The organism is Streptomyces sp. NPDC049597, from assembly GCF_040675505.1.
Classification (GTDB): Bacteria; Actinomycetota; Actinomycetes; order Streptomycetales; family Streptomycetaceae; genus Streptomyces.
Genome location: NZ_JBFAOY010000013.1, coordinates 173,007 through 192,485, shown reverse-complemented (window position 1 = coordinate 192,485; position 19,479 = coordinate 173,007). Strand labels below are relative to the sequence as shown.

At 71.7% G+C, this 19,479-nt stretch carries 22 protein-coding genes; 19 read left to right on the top strand and 3 right to left on the bottom strand.

Features of this window, described 5'->3' with window-relative positions:
• The first annotated feature begins 6 nt into the window (after positions 1-6).
• The 12 genes from AB0K02_RS17600 (at position 7) to AB0K02_RS17545 (ending at position 10,074) form a co-directional block, all read left to right on the top strand.
• The gene (locus AB0K02_RS17600) at positions 7-1,272 is read left to right on the top strand and encodes an AAA family ATPase (protein ID WP_365993337.1); all 1,266 of its coding nucleotides are present in this window, start codon (positions 7-9) and stop codon (positions 1,270-1,272) included.
• A 117-nt stretch (positions 1,273-1,389) separates the two neighbouring features.
• Entirely contained in the window at positions 1,390-1,740 is a 351-nt protein-coding gene (locus tag AB0K02_RS17595; protein ID WP_365993336.1) for a TadE/TadG family type IV pilus assembly protein, read from the top strand.
• Positions 1,737-2,108: a TadE/TadG family type IV pilus assembly protein gene (locus tag AB0K02_RS17590; protein ID WP_365993335.1), complete on the top strand. Its 372-nt coding sequence runs from the start codon at positions 1,737-1,739 to the stop codon at positions 2,106-2,108. Before AB0K02_RS17595 ends, AB0K02_RS17590 begins: the two co-directional genes overlap by 4 nt.
• Positions 2,109-2,141: 33 nt before the next feature.
• Positions 2,142-3,479: a CpaF family protein gene (locus AB0K02_RS17585; protein ID WP_365993334.1), complete on the top strand. Its 1,338-nt coding sequence runs from the start codon at positions 2,142-2,144 to the stop codon at positions 3,477-3,479.
• A gap of 9 nt (positions 3,480-3,488) precedes the next feature.
• Positions 3,489-4,430, top strand: coding sequence for a type II secretion system F family protein (locus tag AB0K02_RS17580; protein WP_365993333.1), 942 nt, complete (start codon positions 3,489-3,491; stop codon positions 4,428-4,430).
• 20 nt (positions 4,431-4,450) lie between these two features.
• Entirely contained in the window at positions 4,451-5,335 is an 885-nt protein-coding gene (locus AB0K02_RS17575; protein ID WP_365993362.1) for a DUF5936 domain-containing protein, read from the top strand.
• 69 nt (positions 5,336-5,404) lie between these two features.
• Positions 5,405-6,703: a histidine kinase gene (locus tag AB0K02_RS17570; protein ID WP_365993360.1), complete on the top strand. Its 1,299-nt coding sequence runs from the start codon at positions 5,405-5,407 to the stop codon at positions 6,701-6,703.
• 53 nt (positions 6,704-6,756) lie between these two features.
• Positions 6,757-7,794, top strand: a complete 1,038-nt coding sequence (locus AB0K02_RS17565) for a response regulator transcription factor (RefSeq protein WP_365993332.1) — start codon at positions 6,757-6,759, stop codon at positions 7,792-7,794.
• A gap of 149 nt (positions 7,795-7,943) precedes the next feature.
• On the top strand, positions 7,944-8,183 hold the full coding sequence (locus tag AB0K02_RS17560) for a hypothetical protein (RefSeq protein WP_365993331.1): 240 nt from the start codon (positions 7,944-7,946) through the stop codon (positions 8,181-8,183).
• Between the two features lie 5 nt (positions 8,184-8,188).
• The gene (locus tag AB0K02_RS17555; RefSeq protein WP_365993330.1) at positions 8,189-8,785 is read left to right on the top strand and encodes a pilus assembly protein TadG-related protein; all 597 of its coding nucleotides are present in this window, start codon (positions 8,189-8,191) and stop codon (positions 8,783-8,785) included.
• Positions 8,786-8,815: 30 nt separating this feature from the next.
• Positions 8,816-9,409, top strand: coding sequence for a hypothetical protein (locus AB0K02_RS17550; protein WP_365993329.1), 594 nt, complete (start codon positions 8,816-8,818; stop codon positions 9,407-9,409).
• 8 nt (positions 9,410-9,417) lie between these two features.
• Positions 9,418-10,074: an OmpA family protein gene (locus AB0K02_RS17545; RefSeq protein ID WP_365993328.1), complete on the top strand. Its 657-nt coding sequence runs from the start codon at positions 9,418-9,420 to the stop codon at positions 10,072-10,074.
• A gap of 83 nt (positions 10,075-10,157) precedes the next feature.
• On the opposite strand, the gene AB0K02_RS17540 is transcribed toward AB0K02_RS17545, so the two are convergent.
• Positions 10,158-10,988, bottom strand: coding sequence for an NAD(P)H-binding protein (locus tag AB0K02_RS17540; protein WP_365993327.1), 831 nt, complete (start codon positions 10,986-10,988; stop codon positions 10,158-10,160).
• Positions 10,989-11,088: 100 nt separating this feature from the next.
• Between AB0K02_RS17540 and AB0K02_RS17535 the strand changes: the two genes are divergently transcribed.
• From AB0K02_RS17535 to AB0K02_RS17520, 4 genes are all read left to right on the top strand, one after another.
• Positions 11,089-11,496 (top strand): helix-turn-helix domain-containing protein, encoded by a 408-nt coding sequence (locus AB0K02_RS17535; RefSeq protein WP_365993326.1) that lies wholly within the window; start codon positions 11,089-11,091, stop codon positions 11,494-11,496.
• A 95-nt stretch (positions 11,497-11,591) separates the two neighbouring features.
• Positions 11,592-13,214 (top strand): polymorphic toxin-type HINT domain-containing protein, encoded by a 1,623-nt coding sequence (locus tag AB0K02_RS17530; RefSeq protein WP_365993325.1) that lies wholly within the window; start codon positions 11,592-11,594, stop codon positions 13,212-13,214.
• Between the two features lie 4 nt (positions 13,215-13,218).
• Positions 13,219-13,761, top strand: coding sequence for a hypothetical protein (locus AB0K02_RS17525; protein WP_365993324.1), 543 nt, complete (start codon positions 13,219-13,221; stop codon positions 13,759-13,761).
• A 96-nt stretch (positions 13,762-13,857) separates the two neighbouring features.
• Positions 13,858-14,661: a hypothetical protein gene (locus tag AB0K02_RS17520; protein WP_365993323.1), complete on the top strand. Its 804-nt coding sequence runs from the start codon at positions 13,858-13,860 to the stop codon at positions 14,659-14,661.
• Between the two features lie 15 nt (positions 14,662-14,676).
• Here AB0K02_RS17520 and AB0K02_RS17515 read toward each other — a convergent pair whose 3' ends face one another.
• On the bottom strand, positions 14,677-15,075 hold the full coding sequence (locus tag AB0K02_RS17515) for a DUF192 domain-containing protein (protein WP_365993322.1): 399 nt from the start codon (positions 15,073-15,075) through the stop codon (positions 14,677-14,679).
• Between the two features lie 124 nt (positions 15,076-15,199).
• On the opposite strand from AB0K02_RS17515, the gene AB0K02_RS17510 reads away from it, so the two are divergent.
• Positions 15,200-16,006 carry an A24 family peptidase gene (locus AB0K02_RS17510; RefSeq protein ID WP_365993321.1) on the top strand — a complete coding sequence of 269 codons (807 nt, stop codon included), beginning with the start codon at positions 15,200-15,202 and terminating at the stop codon, positions 16,004-16,006.
• Positions 16,007-16,230: 224 nt separating this feature from the next.
• On the top strand, positions 16,231-16,584 hold the full coding sequence (locus AB0K02_RS17505) for a helix-turn-helix domain-containing protein (protein WP_365993320.1): 354 nt from the start codon (positions 16,231-16,233) through the stop codon (positions 16,582-16,584).
• Between the two features lie 365 nt (positions 16,585-16,949).
• Here the strand turns inward: AB0K02_RS17505 and mgrA are convergent, their stop codons facing one another.
• On the bottom strand, positions 16,950-17,987 hold the full coding sequence (mgrA, locus tag AB0K02_RS17500) for an L-glyceraldehyde 3-phosphate reductase (protein ID WP_365993319.1): 1,038 nt from the start codon (positions 17,985-17,987) through the stop codon (positions 16,950-16,952).
• A gap of 107 nt (positions 17,988-18,094) precedes the next feature.
• Between mgrA and AB0K02_RS17495 the strand changes: the two genes are divergently transcribed.
• Positions 18,095-18,856 carry an isoprenyl transferase gene (locus tag AB0K02_RS17495; protein ID WP_365993318.1) on the top strand — a complete coding sequence of 254 codons (762 nt, stop codon included), beginning with the start codon at positions 18,095-18,097 and terminating at the stop codon, positions 18,854-18,856.
• Positions 18,857-19,479 lie beyond the last annotated feature (623 nt).

Genomic DNA, 19,479 nt, shown 5'->3' with positions numbered 1-19,479 from the left:
GGCCGGATGACCACACGCATCCTCCCGGCCGTCGGCGACGCCGACGCCACTCGATCCATCACCACCCTGCTCAGCCAGCTGCCCGAGGCCGAACCGGCCGCGCCGGTGCCCGATTCGACCTCACTGCTCGACACGCTCGCGCGCCTGGCGGGCGAGTCGCTGGACGAGCTGCCCGAGGTCGTGCTGGTGCACGAACGGATCGGGCCGGTGCCGGCGCTGGAGCTGATCCGGGAGGTGGCGCTGCGCTTCCCCGCGGTCGGCGTCGTCCTGGTCACCGCCGACGCGAGCCCCGGACTGTACTCGGCGGCCATGGACTCCGGCGCGCGCGGACTGGTCGCGCTTCCGCTCTCGTACGAGGAACTGACCCAGCGCGTCCAGGCCGCGGCCACCTGGTCGCTCGGCGTGCGCCGCCATCTCGGCCACAGCGGCGACGTGTTCACCGGACCCGGCGGGGTCGTGGTGACCGTGTCCGGGGCGAAGGGAGGCGTCGGCACCACGCTCGCCTCGGTCCAGCTCGCGCTGGCCGCCCGCGCCTCGGGCATGACGACGGCGCTGGCGGACATGGACCTGCAGGCCGGTGACGTGGCCTCCTACCTGGACGTGCAGTTCCGGCGGTCGATCGTCGACCTCGCCGGCATCCAGGACATATCGCCCCGCGTGCTCCAGGACGCCGTCTTCACCCACGACACCGGCATCGGACTGCTGCTCGCCCCCGCCGACGGAGAACGCGGCGAGGAGGTCGACGACCGGGCGGTGCGCCAGGTCGTCAGCGCCCTGCGCAACCGCTACGAGGTCGTGGTCGTCGACTGCGGCACCCAGATGAACAGCGCCAACGCGGCGGCCGTCGAGATGGCCGACACGACCGTGCTGGTGACGACCCCGGACGTGGTGGCGGTCCGGGCCGCCAAGCGCATGGTCCGGCTCTGGGACCGGCTGCAGATCCGCAAGGCCGAGGAGACGATCACGCTCGTCAACCGGTTCACACGCAACACGGAGATTCAGCCCGCCCTGATCGAACGGATCACCGGCACCCGCGTCGCGCGATCCGTCGTCCCCGCGAACTTCAAGGAACTGCAGGGCGCCGTCGACGCCGGCCGCATGCAGGACCTGGAGGCCAAGTCCGCGGTGAAACAGGCGCTGTGGGGCCTCGCGGGCGAGCTGGGCATCGTCAAGGCGCCCGAAGGGAAGGAGAAGGCGGGCAGGTTCCGGGGCGACCGGGGCTCCATCGGCGTACGCCGCCGGCGAGGCGGCCGTCTCAAGGGGGAGAGTTGAGCGATGCGCCCGCTGAGCGCACCACCGAGCACGGGACGGACCGGTACCGCGCCGGACCGTGACCCGCGGTCGCCGCAGCCTCCGCGGGCCCGCGGTCGCCGCGGCGACCGGGGGCAGGTGGCGGTCGAGTTCCTGGGCATGCTGCCGCTCATCGCGGCCGTCTGCGTCCTGCTGTGGCAGTCGGCCCTGCTGGGCTACACGTACGTCCGCGCCGGCAACGCGGCCGACGAGGGCGCGCGGCAGGGAGCGGCCGACGCCTACGGGCAGTCGTCGCAGCAGCGGTGCCGGTCCGCGGCCCGCGAGGACCTGGGCAGCTGGAACGGGGACATCGCCTGCGGCCCCGCGTCCGGCGGGATGTACGCGGCCGATGTGACGCTCAAGGTCCCCGTCCTGTTCCCCGGCTTCGTCGACCTCCCCTTCGAGGTCGAGGGCCACGCCAGTGCGGTGGACGAGGGGGCTGCGCCGTGAGGGGGGCGAAGAGGAGCGACCGCGGGCAGGTGGCGCTGGAGTTCGCGGGATTCCTGCCGCTGCTGCTGATCCTCGCGCTCGCCGCCGTCCAGCTCGGCGTCGCCGCCTACGCCACCGCCCAGGCGGGCACGGCCGCACGGGCCGCCGCACGCGCCGAGAGCGACGACAACGGGCGGACGGACGGCGGCCACGCGGGCCGCAGCGCCGTCAGCGACTGGCTGTCCGACGGCCCGGGGGACTTCGACTACAGCGCACGGCCGGGAGGCGGCGAGGTGACCGCCACCGTCCGGGTCAGGATCCCCTCCGTCGTGCCCGGGATCGGCGACTGGGGCTACGCCGAGCGCAGTTCCACCATGCCCAAGGACTGAGACCGCCGTACGCCGTACGCCAAGGAGTCGCACATGAGCCTGCGGGCACGCATCACGGCCCCCGAGGACCGAGGGGGCGGACGGGACGACGGCCATCTGGTGGCCACGTACCGGGCCAAGCTGCTCGAGGAGATCGACCTCGCGGAGATGTCGGGGCTGGCCGCGGCCGAACGCCGGGCGCGGCTGGAGCGTGTGCTCGGGCACATCATCAGCCGTGAGGGGCCGGTCCTCTCCGCGTCCGAGCGCTCCCAGCTCATCCGCCGGGTCGTGGACGAGGCGCTCGGCCTCGGCGTACTGGAACCGCTCCTGGAGGACGCGTCGATCACCGAGATCATGGTGAACGGGCCGGACCAGATCTTCGTGGAGCGCGGCGGCCGCGTGGAACTGCTGCCGCTGCGCTTCGCCTCCACCGAGCAGCTGATGCAGACGATCGAGCGCATCGTGTCGACGGTCAACCGCAGGGTCGACGAGTCCCACCCGATGGTCGACGCCCGCCTGCCGACGGGCGAGCGCGTCAACGTCATCATCCCGCCGCTGTCGCTTTCCGGCCCCACGCTCACCATCCGGCGCTTCCCTCGCGCCTTCACGCTGTCGGAGATGATCGGTTTCGGCTCGCTCGACGAGCACATGCTCCATCTGCTCTCCGCGCTCGTCCAGGCCAGGCTGAACATCATCGTCTCGGGAGCGACCGGCACCGGCAAGACGACCCTGCTCAACGCGCTGTCCGGACTCATCCCGCAGGGCGAGCGGGTCATCACCATCGAGGACTCGGCGGAACTGCAGCTCCAGCAGCAGCACGTGATCCGCCTGGAGTCCCGCCCGGCGAACGTCGAGGGCAAGGGCCGGATCACCATCCGCGACCTGGTGCGCAACTCCCTGCGCATGCGTCCCGACCGCATCGTCGTCGGCGAGGTCCGCGGCGGCGAGACCCTCGACATGCTCCAGGCGATGTCGACCGGTCACGACGGATCGCTCGCCACCGTCCACGCCAACAGCGGCGAGGACGCGCTGATGCGGCTGCAGACGCTGGCCTCCATGTCCGAGGTGAAGATCCCCTTCGAGGCGCTGCGCGACCAGATCAACAGCGCCGTCGACTGCATCGTGCAGCTCACCCGGCACGCCGACGGCGCACGCAAGATCAGCGAGATCGCGGTCCTCCACTCCCGGGGCCAGGAGCCGTACCGGCTGGCCACCGTCGCCCGCTTCGACGCCCGGCCGATGGGCGCGGACGGACGCATCCACGGAACGTACGAGCACTTCCCCCTGCCACGGCGCATCGCCGACCGGCTCTTCATGGCGAGCCAGCCCGTCCCGCAGGCCTTCGGCGTCGCCGCGCACGAGGACCAGCTCGCCGTCCGAGAGGCCAAGTAGGGAGCGCGCATGACCAGTACCGCACTGCTCACGATCGGCGGCACGCTGCTGTGCGGCCTGCTCGGGGTGATGGGCGTCCACGCCTGGTCCTCGGGCCTTTCGCGGCACCAGACGCTGCTCGACCGGCTCTCCCACACCGGCGGCACCGAGGAGACCGGCGGCCGCCGGCGGCGCTTCCGGGCCGTCGACCGCAGACTGCGGGGGACCGGCCTCGGCAGGAAGATCGAGCTGCGCCTCGCCGCGACCGGTCTCGACCTGACGCCCGGCGAGTTCTTCGTGTACATGGTCGCCGGAACGGCCGGCCTGTGGATCACGGCGCAGACACTCTTCGCGTCCTTCTTCGGACCCATCGCGGGACTGCTCGGCATCTGGGCCGCGTTCGCCTTCCTCAACTGGCAGCGCACCAAACGCACCGAGAAGTTCATCAACCAGCTGCCCGAGCTCTCCCGCATCCTCGCCAACGCCACCCAGGCCGGCCTCGCCCTGCGCACCGCCCTGTCCATGGCCGCCGAGGAGCTGGAGGCGCCGGCCGGCGAGGAACTGGGCCGGGTCGCCGACAAGCTGGCCGTCGGCCACTCCCTCGACGACGCCCTCGGAGAACTCGCCGAACGCCTCCCCTCCCGCGAACTCGTCGTGCTCGTCACCACCCTGGTCCTGTCCAACCGGGCCGGCGGCACCCTGGTCGGCTCCCTGCGCAACCTCACCGAGACGCTGGAGGAACGCAAGGAGACCCGGCGCGAGGTCCGCACCCAGCTGTCCCAGGTCAACGTGACCGCCTACGCGGTCCCCGCCATGGGACTCGGCGCGCTGTTGCTGCTCGACCGCGTGATGCCCGGCGCGATCGACCGCATGACCAGCTCGTTCATCGGCCAGGCCGCCGTCGTCGTCGCCCTCGTGCTCTACGGGCTCGGCGTCTTCGTCATCCGCCGGCTGTCCAAGATCGACGTCTGAGGAGGAGGCGCACCCCGATGATCGCATTCGGCCTGGCCCTCGCCGTGGCGCTCTGCGTCGTCGGAGCCTTCCACGGCATCCGCATGTACCGCGCCGACGCCAAGCTCCCCGGCGACCTCGCCGTCGCCCTGGAGGTCGGCGCCACCCGCACCACCGCGGTCGGCTCCGCCGTCGACCGCCTCGGCATGCGCTACGCACCCGCCGTGCTGCGGATGATGGGCCCCGCGCGGGTCAACAAGGTCCGCCGCAGGATCGACCTCGCCGGAAACCCCGGCGGCCTCACCATCGACCGGTACGCGGCCCGCCGCGCCGTCTACGCGTTCCTCGGTCTCTTCGGGGCCTTCGCCATGATCCTGCGCGGCCAGCCCCTCCTCGCCCTCTTCATGGTCGCGTTCGGGCTGTTCTGGGTGGAGGTCGGCATCCTCGCCGCCGTCCGGCAGCGCAAGGAGCAGATCGAGCGCACCCTGCCCGACTTCCTCGACGTCCTCGCCGTCGTGGTCAGCGCGGGACTCGGCTTCCGCGAGGCACTGGAACGCGTCGCCGACAAGTACGAAGGCCCCTGGGCCGACGAACTGCGCATCACCCTGCGCCACATGGACATGGGCGTCGGCCGCCGCAAGGCCTTCGACGAGCTCCGCCGGCGCAACGACTCGGAGCAGGTCGCCCAGTTCGTCACCGCCCTCCAGCAGGGCGAGGAGCTGGGCGCGCCGATCACCGAGACCCTGATCCAGATCGCCGCCGACATGCGCCGCACCGACGCCCAGAACGCCCGCCGCAGGGCGTCCAAAGCGGTCCCCAAGGCCACGCTGACCATCACGTCGATCATGGTCCCGGCGACCATGGTCCTCCTGGTCGCGGCCTTCGTCTTCGGTGCCGACGCCGACTTCAGCTCGGTCGGTGGCTGACACCGTGACGCCGTCGCCGCCGGAGGGGGGACCGCAGTGGCCCTGCACATCGGGAGGATAACGGGAGGCCTGGGACCGGCCTCCCTGGCCCGCGCCGCCGCCGATCCCGACCGGACGCCGACCCTGGCCCTCCAGATCAACGCCCTGCAGGCGCTGTGCCGCCAGGTCTTCGGCTTCCGGCTGGCGATGATCGGCCTGGCCACCCCGCTGGCACTGGGCGCGGCCAACCCGGGCGTGCCCACCTACCTGGTGGCCTCCGGCGTGCTCGTCACCTTCATGTTCTCCTACGGGCTCTTCCGGGACTGGGAACGCTGGGGACCGTTACTGCTCAGGCACCCCGCACTGCTCGCCCTCGACGCCCTCTTCGGCTCCCTCCTGCTCATCACGGCCGGTCCCGACAGCACCCTCGGCTATGTCACCGTCTGCACGCCGCTGCTCGCCGGGCTCGCCTACGGGTGGCGCGGTGCGGCCTTCTTCGCGTGCCTCCAGGCCCTGATCCTGTTCACCGTGTACGGCGCGGACTCCGACGCCGTCGCCACCGCGAACAACTCCCTGCTGCTGCCGGGCTTCTGCGTCGTCGCCGGCGCCGTAGGGGTCACCCTGCGGAATCTGCTCCTGCGCTTCGGCGCCGCGAGCCAGGCCCTCACCGAGGCCCGGGCCCGGCTCGCCGTCAACGAGGCGGTCGGCGGCGAACGCGCCAGGCTGGCCCGGGAGATGCACGACTCCGTCGCCAAGACCCTGCACGGCCTGGCACTCGCCGCCGACGGCCTCGCCTCCACGGCCGACCGCATGGACCCCCTCACCGTCAGGCACCAGGCCGAACTGGTCGCCCGCTCCGCGCGCCGCGCCGCGGCCGAGTCCCGCGAACTGCTCAGCGACCTGCGCCGCAGCGACGACCTCCACTCGGACGGGGTCGACGTCACCGAGGAACTGCACGCCGCGGTGGACGACTTCGCCCGGCGCACCGGCATCGGCGCGGAGTTCCGCAGGCTCGGTGGCCCGCCCGTACCGCCGGTCCCGCGCGCCGTCGCCCGGCAGATGCTCACGATCGCCGGCGAGGCGCTGGAGAACAGCGGCCGCCACGCCCACGCCACCCGGGTGCGGGCGGAAACCGGGATCGTCGACGGCATGCTGCGCATCAGCGTCCTCGACGACGGCACCGGCCTGCCCGCGGGAACGACGCTCGACTCCCTGCGCAAGGCCGGCCACTTCGGCCTCGTCGGGATGGTCGAACGCGCGGCGGGCATCGGCGCCCGTATCCGTATCGGGCGCGGCACGACGGCCGCGGGCACCGAGGTACGCCTCGACCTGCCGCTGGCGGCCGTTCTGCCCGGGGACGGCCCGCCCCCGGACCGGCCCGGCCCCTGACACCGCACCCCCACCCCATCGCCACGAAGCACCGACCGAGAGGAGGCCGCACGATGCCGGACGAGAGTTCACGCACGTCGGGTCAGTTCATCGCCCCCCACGCCTCGCAGCACACGTCGTCGCACGCCACTCCGCTCCACTCGGACCCGCCGGGCGGGGCCGAGGGTCATGGTCCGCAGTCCGCCCCGCCCTTCCCTCCACCGGCACCCCTGCGCGTGGTGGTCGCCGACGACAACCCGGTCGTCAGAGCCGGGCTGACGGTCCTGCTCGGCGGGCGGGACGACATCCACGTCGTCGCCGAGGCCGCCGACGGCAGGCAGGCGATGGAAGCGGCCGAGCGGCACCGGCCCGACGTCATCCTGCTCGACGTCCGCATGCCCGGCGTCGACGGCATCTCGGCCCTGCCCCATCTGGTGCAGGCGGCACCGGTGATGATGCTGACGTACAGCCGGGAGAGCGCGGTCGTGCAGGAGGCCCTGCGACTGGGGGCGGGCGGCTACCTCGTGCACGGCGAGTTCACCGCGGACCAGCTGGTCGCCGCCGTACGGGACGTGAGGGAGGGCCGCGCCCATTTCACGGCGACCGCGGCGAACGCGCTCCTGGCCGAGTTCCGCGTCGGCCACGCGCCCGGCCCGCGGGGCGGGCAGCCGTTGCCGGACGGACTCGGCACGGCGTACGCACCACCAGCTCCGCCCCCGGGCGGCCATCCGGCCCCGCCGCCGCATCCGGCCGCTCCGATTGTCTCGACTTCACGGAATCCGGGCGAAGATGCTTCGCATCTGCAATCGAATATGGGACAGTCGTCCGTGCGGCACGGGGGTGACGCCGGGTCTTCGGCCGGCGTGCCCCAACCTGCCTGTGACAAGGACCGGTTCGGCCTGAGTTCGAGGGAGGCGGAGGTGATGGACCTGATCGCGTCGGGCATGAGCAATCAGCAGATCGCCGCCACCTGCTTCATCAGTGAGAAGACGGTCAAGAACCACATCAATCGCATCTTCGCGAAGCTGCACAGTGTCAGCAGGAGCGAGGCGATCGCCGTGTGGATCGGCACGGCACGCGGCGATCGCGTTCCGGGGAGGGGCCGTGGCTGAACACGGCAGGACCCGGCGCGTTGTCTGGGCCCAGGATTGGGCCCTGGGGCCCTCCTCGGAGACCGTGCCCCCAGCGTACGTTTCCGGCGTCGCACGAGAGACGTACGAGTCGGCCGGCCATCGGCCGGCCGAACCCGGAGGGGGACGACATGTCGAACGACACGCTGCTGAAGGCCGCGGTCGGCACGCAGGTCCGCGTCAACGGCTGGAAGAACACCGTCGTCAGCCGCATGACGGACCGCGAGCGCTCCAAGGGGCAGACCGCGCTGGAGTACCTGGGCATCATCATGGTGGTCGTCGTGATCATCGGTGCGATCGTGGGCACGGGCATCGGCGGCAAGATCACGGCAAAGATCAACGAGCAGATCGACAAGATCAAGGCCGGCTGAGCCGCTTGGCGGAACGCAGCACGAAGGACCAAGGGCAGGCATTCCCCATCTATGTGGTGATGGTGGGGAGCCTGCTCTTCCTCGCGTTCGCCTTCTTCGCAGTGGGTCAGGCGTCGGCCACCAGGAACACCGCGCAGGGCGCGGCGGACGCCGCGGCGCTAGCGGCGGCACAGGACGCTCGGGAGAAGCTCTCGGCCGAGTGGCTCGACTCCCTCGCAGACCCGACCAGGTGGCAGGACATCTTCGACGGCAAGGCGGACATCACTGCGTCGTGCGGGGCGGCAGCCCAGTTTGCCGCGAAGAACGGCGCTGTTCTCGACGGGGAACGCTGCTACAGCACGTTCGAGCCGTGGGGGCTGACGTTCACCGCGGACGTCAGGACGCAGAAGCCCATCGGCGACTCGATCATCCCCGGCACGGAGAGCGAGTACGCCACGGCCGACGCCAAGGCCGCGGTCAAGCCTCGGTGCACGTTCGAGCTCGCCGACGACGCCCAGGTCCTTCCCACGCTCACCTGCAAGACCAAGAGCTGGGACCTCGAGGACGACCCGACGGACCTGCCTGACGCGAAGGACCTCTTCGACGTCCAGTTGGTTGATTGACAGCGAACGACGAGAGAAGGAACGCGATTCATGAGCATTCGGCGCATCCTGAAGGCCCGCAGGGGGGCGGCAGCGGTGGTGATGACCGCCACCCTGGCCCTCACAGTGGCCGGCTGTGGAGGGAACGGGGACAAGAAGGAGGAGCCGCCGAGCTCGTCCAGCAGCAAGCCGTCCGACAAGGGGGACAAGGGCTCCGGTGGCGCCTCGGCTCAGCCGGACACCAGCAAGGTGATCGCCACTTCCCAGGGGCCGAGCGGACTCGTTCTCACGATCAACTCGATCCAGCGCGATTCCGGTGGCTTTGTCACCGTCAACGGCCAGGTGGAGAACACGGGCTCTGCGGCTTTCTACGAAACGCCCGCCTGGCGGGGGACAGAGCAGGAACTTCAAGGCGGTGGCCAGTCCGTAGGGGGCGCCACGCTGGTCGACAAGGTGGGCAAGAAGCGCTACTACGTGCTGCGTGACACCGAGGGACGTTGCTTGTGCACCTCCGGATTCACCCAAGTCGACGCCGGCAAGAAGCTGCCCGTCTTCATGCAGTTCCCGGCACCTCCGGACACCACGACGGAAGTGGACTTCCAGTTCCCCACGTTCCCGACCGTCTCGGTCGAGATCTCCGGGTGAGTGCCGCCATGACCCACACCCCCGTGCGCCGGCCGTCCACCCGTATCGCACTCACGTCGTTCACCGCCGCGGCCCTCCTCGTCGGCTCCCATGTCCTGTCCGCGACCGAAGCGCTGGCCGACGACAAGCCGAGCGTGCCGCCGGGTACCGAGGCGTCGGCCTCACCGCCCGTCGAGGTGGACGCGGACGACCCGGGCCTCAAGATGGTCGACGGCGCCACGCTCGCCCCGGCCAAGGTGCTGGACATCAAGTCCGTCATCGAGTCCGAGGGCGGTGAGGAGCGCCGGGAGGACACCAACTCGGACGTGAAGTACGCCCTCCAGGCCGAGGTCCTCTTCGGCAAGGACAGCGCGAAGCTCAGTCCCGCGGCGAACGGCCGGATCCAGGCCATCGCCAACGAGATCAAGAAGGAGAACGCGAAGCAGGTCCGCATCTTCGGGTTCACCGACAACCTCGGCTCCTCCGCCCACGGCGACGTCCTGTCGAAGCAGCGGGCGGACGCCGTGCACTCGGTCCTGTCCAAGGCGCTGAGCGACGCGGGGATCACCTACGAGGTCCGCGGCTACGGCGAGCAGTTCCCGATCGCGGACAACTCCAACGAGGAGGGCCGCACCAAGAACCGGCGCGTGGAGGTCTCCTACCCCCGCGGCGGCTCCCAGGGCTGACGCCGCACTGGCCGTGCCGCGCGCTACGACGCGGCCCGGCTCCGTGCGTCACCGGCCATGGGAGGCGATCCGCTCAGGAGCCCTCACCTGAAGGCCGCCACGTTGCGCATCGCCCACCCGGCGAACGTGCCGGGCTCGCGGCCGAGGACGCGTGCGACGTCCGGGCTCACCCGCTGTTCCTCGGGCGACGGATCGCCCAGGATGCCGAGCGTCGCCTCCACGACCGGCTCGGGCATGAACCGCAGCATCTGCTGCCGCGCCTCCGTACGGCTCTGCTCGACGAACCGCACCTCCTCGCCCAGCGCGTTCCCGATCGTCGCGGCCTGCTGTCGAGGCGACACCGGCTCCGGCCCGGTCAGCACGTACGTGGCGCCGCCGTGGCCCGGTTCGCGCAGTGCGGCCCCGGCGACCGCGGCGATGTCGTCGGGGTCGACGGCCGGCAGTGCGACGTCACCGAACGGCGCGGTCACCGTCCGCCGCGTGCGGACGGTCTGCGCCCACTGGAAGGCGTTGGAGGCGAAACCGCCCGGTCGCAGCACCGTCCATTCCAGCCCCGATCCCTTGACGCCGTCCTCGAACTCAGCGGAGTGGCGGCCCGTTCCGACTCCCTGGGAGGACAGGAAGACGACCCGGCGGACGCCACCGGACCGCGCCGCGTCGAGGACGGCTCCCGCATCGATGCCGGCGGCCTGCATGTCGCCGGAGTACATCAGGAACAGCGCGTCGGCCCCGTCGAACACGGGCTTGAGACTCTCCGGCTCGGCCAGATCGGCCCGCCGGTGCCGTACCCCGGCCGGCACGTCCGGCGGCGCCGACCCCCCGCGTGAGAGCGCCGTCACCTGCTCGCCCGCTTGGGCGAGTGCCCGTACGAGCGGGCTACCGACATTGCCCGTCGCACCAGTTACCACCATCACGTAATCGCTCCCCGTCGTCGGGTTCTCTGCGGACTGAAGGAAGCTATCGGCGCGGGGACAGTAGGTACCTAGAGGAAAGCAATGGGGAGAGGGGCTCGTTGTGACCGACAGCACAATCCATGGGGCAGGTCCGGGAGTTGACCCGGAACAGGCCTGCCCCATCGCACCCGTGGTCGACCTCGTCTTCAGCCGCTGGACCACGCCGATCCTGTGGGCGCTCCACACCTACGGCCGGCACCGCTTCGTCGAGCTGGAGCGCCGCATCACCACCATCACGCCCAAGGTGCTGACCCAGCGGCTGCGGCAACTGGAGCGCGACGGGCTCGTCGTGCGCACGTACCACCCCGAGGTGCCCCCGCGGGTGGAGTACGAGATCAGCGAGCTGGGACGCACCCTGGCACCGCTGTTCGCCACGCTCGCCGAGTGGTCGGCCCTGCATCTGGACAAGGTGGAGCAGGCGCGGGCGGAGCACGACGCACGCGAGCCGGTCCGCGCCCGCCGGAGGTGACCCGGCCCAACCCCTGGTCGCGACAAGCGCGTTGAGCCCTGCGGTGGGCCCCTGGGCCCATGACGGGCATCCCTGCCGCCCGTAGCTTCACAGCCATGTCCGTACTGGGGGACGCGCGCCGACACGGCCGCAGGCTGCTGCGGGGGATCATCCCCCGGACCGATGCGCGGCTGCTCGGGCTGCGCAGGCGCCGTCGGCACGACCGTGGTCAGACGACGCTGGAGTACGTGGGGCTGGGCCTGGTGGTCGTGGCGATCATCGGCTCACTGGTGGCCACCGGGATCGGCGCCGAGCTGACGCAGAAGATCAGCGCGCAGGTCTGCCGGCTCACCGGCGGCGGGGACTGCGGCGACGGCGGGCGGCAGAGCGAGGCGCAGGCCGGCAGACCGGCGGAGGACGGCCCCGCCGACCTGCCGGCCGACGACACCTCCGTGCCCAGGACCCCCGAGCAGATCGTCTACGAGAAGGCCCTCGAGGAGCTCCAGGACGCCCGGGCCGCCGAGAAGGCCGACCGGGACAAGGCGGTCCGGGCCGCCAAGGAACTGGCCAGGATCCTCGCCGACGAACTCGGCATCACCGACGCCCTCGACTGCATCACCGAGGGCGACATGGGGGCGTGCACCGAGACGCTGATCAATGTGCTGCTCAGCCTCGTGGGCGGCGCGGTCGGCAAACTCGCCGCCAAGTACGGAGCGCCGTGGAAGTGGAAGAAGGCGTACGAGCTCATCCAGCGGCTCAGGAGACACGGCGGCGACCTCTACGACGGGCTGACCGGTCTCCTCAAGAACCGCAAGCGTGTCAAGGACGCGGAGAAGGCGCTCGAGGACGCCGAGAAGAAGTACGACCCCCATCAGAAGAAACCGGACCGGGACGAACCGAACGACAGACCCACGACCTGCCCCGTCCGGCACAGCTTCCTGGCCGGCACACCCGTCCTGCTCGCCGACGGACGCCGGGTGCCGATCGAGACCGTGCGCACCGGGATGCGCGTGGCGGCCGCTGACCCCGGTACGGGGGAGAGCGTCGGCAGGCGGGTCAACCGGACGTTCACGACGTACGACGACAAGGAGTTCACCCGGCTGACCGTGCGGACGGCGTCCGGCCCCGCCGTCGTCACCGCCACCGACACGCACCCGTTCTGGCTCGCCGGTGAGCACCGCTGGGAAAACGCCGGTGACATCCGGCCCGGCGCCCGGCTGCGCACCGAGACCGGCGGCAGCCTCACCGTGCTGGCGGCCCGGCACCACGTGCAGCGGCAGACGACGTACGACCTCGCCGTGGCCGGCGTGCACACGTACTTCGTCGGAGTGGGGCCCGCCAGTGCCCTCGTGCACAACAACGACTGCGACATGTCCGCCGAGGAAGTCGACGCGGCGCGGAACCCGGACGTCGGCGAAGGGGACCCGAAGAAGTTCAAGGACCACTTCCTGCGGCACAAGAAGCTCGTCGAGGACGCTCTCGGCACGACGTACAAGAAGCTCAAGGAGGACGGCCCTCACTTCCGCGAGGACATCGCGAACGCGATCAAGGACGGCACGTTCGAACTCGTCGGCAAGGGCACGTTGAAGAAGGGCGAGCCGGAGGGGCTGATCTATCGTGGCAAGGGCGTGACGATCGTCCTGCGGGAGAACGGTGACTTCTGGACCGCCCTCACGACCGGCGAGGGCCTGGACACCGGGATCCGGATCACCGAGAAGGTGCCGAAGAAGAAGGGCTGACCTCATGAGCAGCATGGCACGCGAGGTCGCTTCGATGCTCACGGGACGCCGGGTGCGTGACGTCCTCGTCCCGGGCTGGATCGACCGGGACGACTCCGTCCCCGAGTTCCGGCCGCAGCCGCTCGTCGTGTGGCTGCGGCTCGACGAGGGCCTGGTGCGGCTCGCGTCCGAGGGCCAGTACGACCACCTGACCGCCCGGCGGGTCACGGCCGCCGACTGGTCCGACGTGGAGCTGCTGGCCGAGGCCGAGGACGAGGTCGTGCTGGCGTCGTACGGCGAGCAGCTGTTCGGCGACGGCAGGGACGAGTGGAATTGCACGGCCGTACGGGCGTACGTGTCGGGCCCCCGACACGCGGGCGGCACGCGCACCCCGGTCATCCGGGGCCTCGCGCTCGACTTCGCCGGTGGGCGCAGCCTGTTCCTGGACCCGGCCTGGACCTTCGGCATCCGTATGGGGAACAGGGCGGACGAGGCCGACTGGGTGGTGAAGCACGGCGGCGACACGGTGCTGGAGTCGCTGCGTCCTCCGGTGCCCGCACACGGCTAGAGCGCGCGGGGCGGAGGGCATGGGCCCGTGGGCCCATGTGCCGTGCGCCTTCGGGTTGTTAGCGTGCCGCCCACATCGGCGAGCGGGGTGGGCGCAATGAACTCGGGGATCCGGGCCAGGGCGGCACGGCGCGTCGCGACGGCCGCGCTGGCCGTCGCGCTCGCGGCAGGGACGGCCACCGCCTGCGAGGAGGAACCGCGGGGCGGGGGCGACGGGAAGGCGGCCGACGCGTCCGCACCCCCGTCCGCCGCGGCCGGGAAGGGCACCGCACCCACCCCGTCCGGCTCCGCCGCGCCGCCCGCCGCCGAGCCCCCGAGCAGGGGCAGAACCCTCACCGGGGCCGAGTTGGCCGAGGCCGCACTGGCCACCGGCGACGTGCCCGGTTACGAGGTCACGCCCCTCCAGGGCGGTGACGAGCCCGGCACGGAGAAGGCCGACGAGCCGGCCTGCGCCCCGCTGGCCGCCGTGATCAACGGAACGCCGGAGCCGGCCGCCGCGGCGACCGTGTACCGCACCGCCGTGGACTTTGAGGAGGAGGGCCAGGCGACGCAGACCGTGGTCACGCTCATCCTCACCTCGCACCGCGGCGGCGGCGCCCGGCAGGTCATCGCCTCGCTGCGCACCGCCGTGGACACCTGCGGGGGAGGCTTCACCACGCGCGGCGCGGGCTCGGTCTCGGCCTACTCCGACGTCCGGACGCTGCCCGCGCCGCCGGCCGGTGACGAGTCCCTCGCCTACCAGGTGACGGGCGCGGTCACGGGCGCGAAGGTGCCACTCGTCTTCCACGTCGTACGCCGGGGCGCGAGTGTCGTCACCTTCTACACGGCGAACTTCGTCGACGCGAGGACGCCCGAGGTCCCGGCCGAGCTGATCCGCGCCCAGACGGCGAAGCTGCCATAGGCCCTCTCCTGCGGATCAGGCAGGTTCAGTGCGCGGGGGTCCCGGGAGGGCCTGGACCCCCGCCGGCCGTATGCCGAGCCGCACGCCCGGCCGCACCCCCCACCGCGCCATCGCCCCGGCCTCCGCCTCCAGCGCGTGCCGGGAACGGAAGCGGATGCGGCCGAGGCGTCCCGGCTCCATCGTCACCACGTCCAGCACCGTCAACTCCCTGTCCAGGTACGCCACGTCGATCGTGAAGCGCATCCGGAAGGTGTGGACGCCGGCGCACGGCGTCAGCATGAGGGCGCCGTCGATCCCGTCCCGGCCGAGCAGTCCGCGGGTGCGTGCCCGGTACGAGGCGGCGATCCGCAGACCGACCGGGGTGTCCCGGCCGGGGACCGTCAACTCCGCTGTTCCGTCCTGCCATGTACCCATGGCCCCGACCGTAGTGCCGGGCCGCGCCGCGCGGACCCGATCCGTACGGCAATGGCCCCCGGTCCGAAGACAGTGGGCCCCCGGGCCCATGACCGCGGAGCGGGCCGGGCCTAGGGTCGGCACCGTGGACGTGACGCTGATCGCCGTAGCCACCGCGTGGGGGGCCGTAGCCGGGACGCTCGTGCCACGCGCCGCGTACCGCCTGTCGGTCGAGCCGGAGGACGACTGGCGCGCCGCCTGCCCCGCGGGGCATCCGATCGGCGGCCCGCTGCGCGGCTGGGTGGGGACAGCCCGGTGCGCGAGCTGCGCCGCGGGGCTGCCTGCGGTGATGGCCGGCGCTCCGGCGGCGCCCGGGGCCGGGGTCGGTGACGAGGGCCCCGCACCCGTCTCGTACCGCCCGTCCGTCCTGGTCCCCGCCGTCACGGCCCTGGTCTGCCTGGTGCTCGCGGCCTCCACGGGGCCGCGCCCCGAGCTGGCGGTCTGGCTGCTGGCCACCCCGGCCGCCGTCCTGCTCGCGCTCGTCGACCGCCGTGTCCACCGGCTGCCCGACCAGCTCACCCTGGCGCTCGCCGCCGCATCGGCGGCTCTGCTCGGCCTCGCCGAACTGCTGCCGCACGACGGGGGCTCCTGGCCGACCGCCCTGCTGGGCGGCCTCGCGCTCGGCGCGGTCTACTTCCTGCTGTTCCTCGTCAACCCGAACGGCATGGGCTTCGGTGACGTGAAGCTCGCGCTCTCGCTGGGCGTGGTGCTCGGCTGGTACGGCTGGGTGGTGCTGTTCCTGGGGGCCTTCGCCGGGTTCCTGCTCGGCTCCCTGTACGGCCTGACCCTGATGCTCCTCGGCCGCGCGGGCCGCAGGACGGCGATCCCCTTCGGCCCCTTCATGATCGCCGGAGCGCTCCTGGGGGTGTTGCTGGGGGCGCTGGGGGCCTGAATCGCCGGACATCGCGGCAAGGGGTCGACACAGCACGACCGGGCACGCCCTCGGCTGAGCCGTCACGCCGTACGCCCCCGCCAGGGGCGCATACAGGCCAGAGCTGTCCGCTGTCACCGTCGCTGTCGGACCCCTTGCCTAGGGTGGACGCGGCCCGGCGTACCTGCGGATCGGCGGCGTGCCGACGGCGGACGGGCAACCTTCAGCTTCAGCGAGGAGTGGGCATGGCCAAGGGCAGGACCTCCTACCACTGCGGCATCGACGCCGCCGTGGACGTCGTCGGCGGCAAGTGGAAGCCGCTCATCCTGTGGGCTCTGAACGCCGGCACGCGCCGCTTCGGCGAGCTGAGGCGGCAGGTGGAAGGCGTCAGCGAGAAGGTGCTGATCCAGCAGCTGCGCGAGCTGGAGGCGGACGGCATCGTGCACCGCGAGGTCTACGGGGAGGTCCCCCCGCGCGTGGAGTACTCGCTGACCGAGCTGGGCAAGGCGCTCAACACCGCTCTGGAGCCGCTGGGCGCCTGGGGGACGGCGTTCATGAGCGAGATCATCGCCAACAAGCAGCGCGCGTCGGTCGCTTGACGTCACGTCACGTGTTCGTCAACGCGATGCCCGCCGTCCCGGGTCACCCGTCGGGAGTAGCGGACGGAGCCCCGGCCGAGCCCCTGACCCCCGGCTTTGCGCATCCGCGCGGCCGGCGCCTTGACCGCCAGGCGATTCGGCACCCGATGGCGGCATGGCGTGGCACCCAGCACCACTTACGAAGGGTTATGGTGGAAACCCCCCCTCGGGCCGGTCCGTATCCCCCCCACGGACCGGCCCGTTTTTCATGTCCGCCGGTGTCCCGCCGCCGGAGCCGCCGGTCCGGGCCTTCGGGGGCTCCGGGACTGGCTCCGTGGCCTTCGGGTGTTCCGCGACTGGCTCCGCGGCCTTCGGGTGCTCCGCGACTAGCTCCGTGCGGCCCAGATGTTCGTCCCTGCCGTGTCCACGGCGAAGGCGTCGATGTCCTTCAGCTCCTCGTCGGTCAGGGGCGGCCCCGCCAGCGCGGCAACGTTCTCCTCCAGCTGCGGCACGCTGGACGCGCCGATCAGCGCCGACGTCATCCGCGGGTCGCGCAGCACCCAGGTGAGCGCCAGCTGCGCGAGCGACTGGCCGCGCCGGGCCGCGATGTCGTTGAGGCCGTTGAGCCGGCGCGGCACCTCGCCCGACAGCAGGCCCGGGTCGAGCGACTTGCCCTGCGTGGCCCGCGAGCCCTCCGGGATGCCCTTCAGGTACTTGCCGGTGAGCAGCCCCTGGGCCAGCGGCGCGAAGGAGATGCAGCCCATGCCGGCGTTCTCCAGGGTGTCGAGCAGCGCGTCGTCCTCGATCCAGCGGTTGATCATCGAGTACGACGGCTGGTGGATGAGGGCGGGGACGCCCATCTCCTTCAGCAGCTCCGCCGCCTCCGCGGTCTGCTCGGCGCTGTACGAGGACACACCCACGTACAGGGCCTTGCCCTGCTGCACCGCCGAGGCGAGGGCGCCCATCGTCTCCTCGAGCGGGGTGTCCTTGTCGAAGCGGTGCGAGTAGAAGATGTCGACGTAGTCCAGGCCCATCCGCTTCAGGGACGCGTCCAGCGACGACAGCAGGTACTTGCGCGAACCCCATTCGCCGTACGGCCCGGGGTGCATCAGATAACCGGCTTTGGTGGAAATGACCAGCTCGTCCCGGTAAGGGGCGAAGTCCTGGGCGAAGATCTTGCCGAAGTTCAGCTCCGCGGAACCGGGCGGCGGGCCGTAGTTGTTGGCCAGGTCGAAGTGCGTCACGCCCAGGTCGAAGGCGCGGCGCAGGATCGCCCGCTGCGAGCCGAGCGTGCGGTCGTCACCGAAGTTGTGCCACAGGCCGAGCGAGATCGCCGGCAGCTTGAGCCCGGAACGGCCGGTGCGCCGGTACTCCATGGACGCGTAACGGTCGTCGGCTGCGCGGTAGAAAATTGAATCAGTCACGCATCACTCCTTATCACGGACTTGTGACATACCGGGTTGGGCCGCATTGGCCCGTCCGCAGTAGTGTGGCGCCTTCGGGGACTGCCGCATGGAGGGGTGTAAGAACAGTGAACCTGCGCGACCTGGTGTACGGGCTCTACGCACGCCGGGTGGAGGGCCGCCTCGACCACGCCCAGGTGCCCAAGCACATCGGCGTGATCCTCGACGGCAACCGCCGCTGGGCCAAGGCGTCCGGAGGCACGGCAGCACAGGGACACCAGGCGGGTGCGGACAAGATCTCCGAACTGCTCGGCTGGTGCGCCGAGACCGACGTCGAAGTGGTCACCCTCTGGCTGCTGTCCACGGACAACTTCGACCGCCCCGAGGAAGAGCTCACCCCGCTCCTGCGCATCATCGAGAACACGGTGCGCAACCTGGCCGCCGACGGCCGCTGGCGGGTGCACCACGTCGGCACGCTGGACCTGCTGCCGGCCCATACGCAGTCCGTGCTGAAGGAGGCCGAGCAGGCGACGCTCGACAACGAGGGAATACTCGTCAACGTCGCCGTCGGCTACGGCGGCCGGCAGGAGATCGCCGACGCGGTCCGCTCGCTGCTGCTTGAGCACGCGGAGAAGGGGACGAGCTTCGAGGAGCTCGCCGAGATCGTGGACGTCGAGCACATCTCGGAACACCTGTACACGCGCGGGCAGCCGGACCCGGACCTGGTGATCCGCACGAGCGGGGAACAGCGGCTGTCGGGCTTCATGCTCTGGCAGAGCGCGCATTCGGAGTACTACTTCTGCGAGGTCTTCTGGCCGGCGTTCCGGAAGGTCGACTTCCTGCGTGCGCTCCGCGACTATGCGGCGCGCCACCGCCGCTACGGCGCCTGACCTCCCGGGGCGCCGCCCCGGGGTCCCGTACGCCGGGGGACGCCTCCCGTTACTGCCGGCTCCGGCCCCGGGCCCCGGGTTTCGATGGCTGGCGGGGCCGGGCCCGACCCGGTCCGCTGCGGCGGGCGCGTAGATGTCCCCCACCCCGCCCCTTCCCGTAACTGGGGGCTGGCCCCCAGCCCCCGTGGGCCTGCGCCCTGGCGGGCGCGTGCTTCGGGGCTTCACCCGGGGGCCTGTGCCGCGCTGCGCGGTGTCGCTTGAACTCCCTGCGGTCTGGCGCGTTTGGGGGGCGGGGAGTGGGATGGAATCCGACGGGTGCGTGACATTCCCCCACCCCGCCCCTTCTCATGACTGGGGGCAAGCCGCCAGCCCCCGTGGGCCTGCGCCTTGGCGGGCGCGTGCTTCGGGGCTTCGCCAGGGCCCTGTGCCGCGCTGCGCGCGGCGTCGCTTGAACCCCCTGCGGTCTGGCGCGTTTGAGGGGCGGGGCGTGGGATGGAATCCGACGGGTGCGTGACATTCCCCCACCCCGCCCCTTCCCGTGACTGGGGGCACGCCCCCAGCCCCCGTGGGCCTGCGCCTTGGCGGGCGCGTGCTTCGGGGCTTCACCCAGGGCCCTGTGCCGC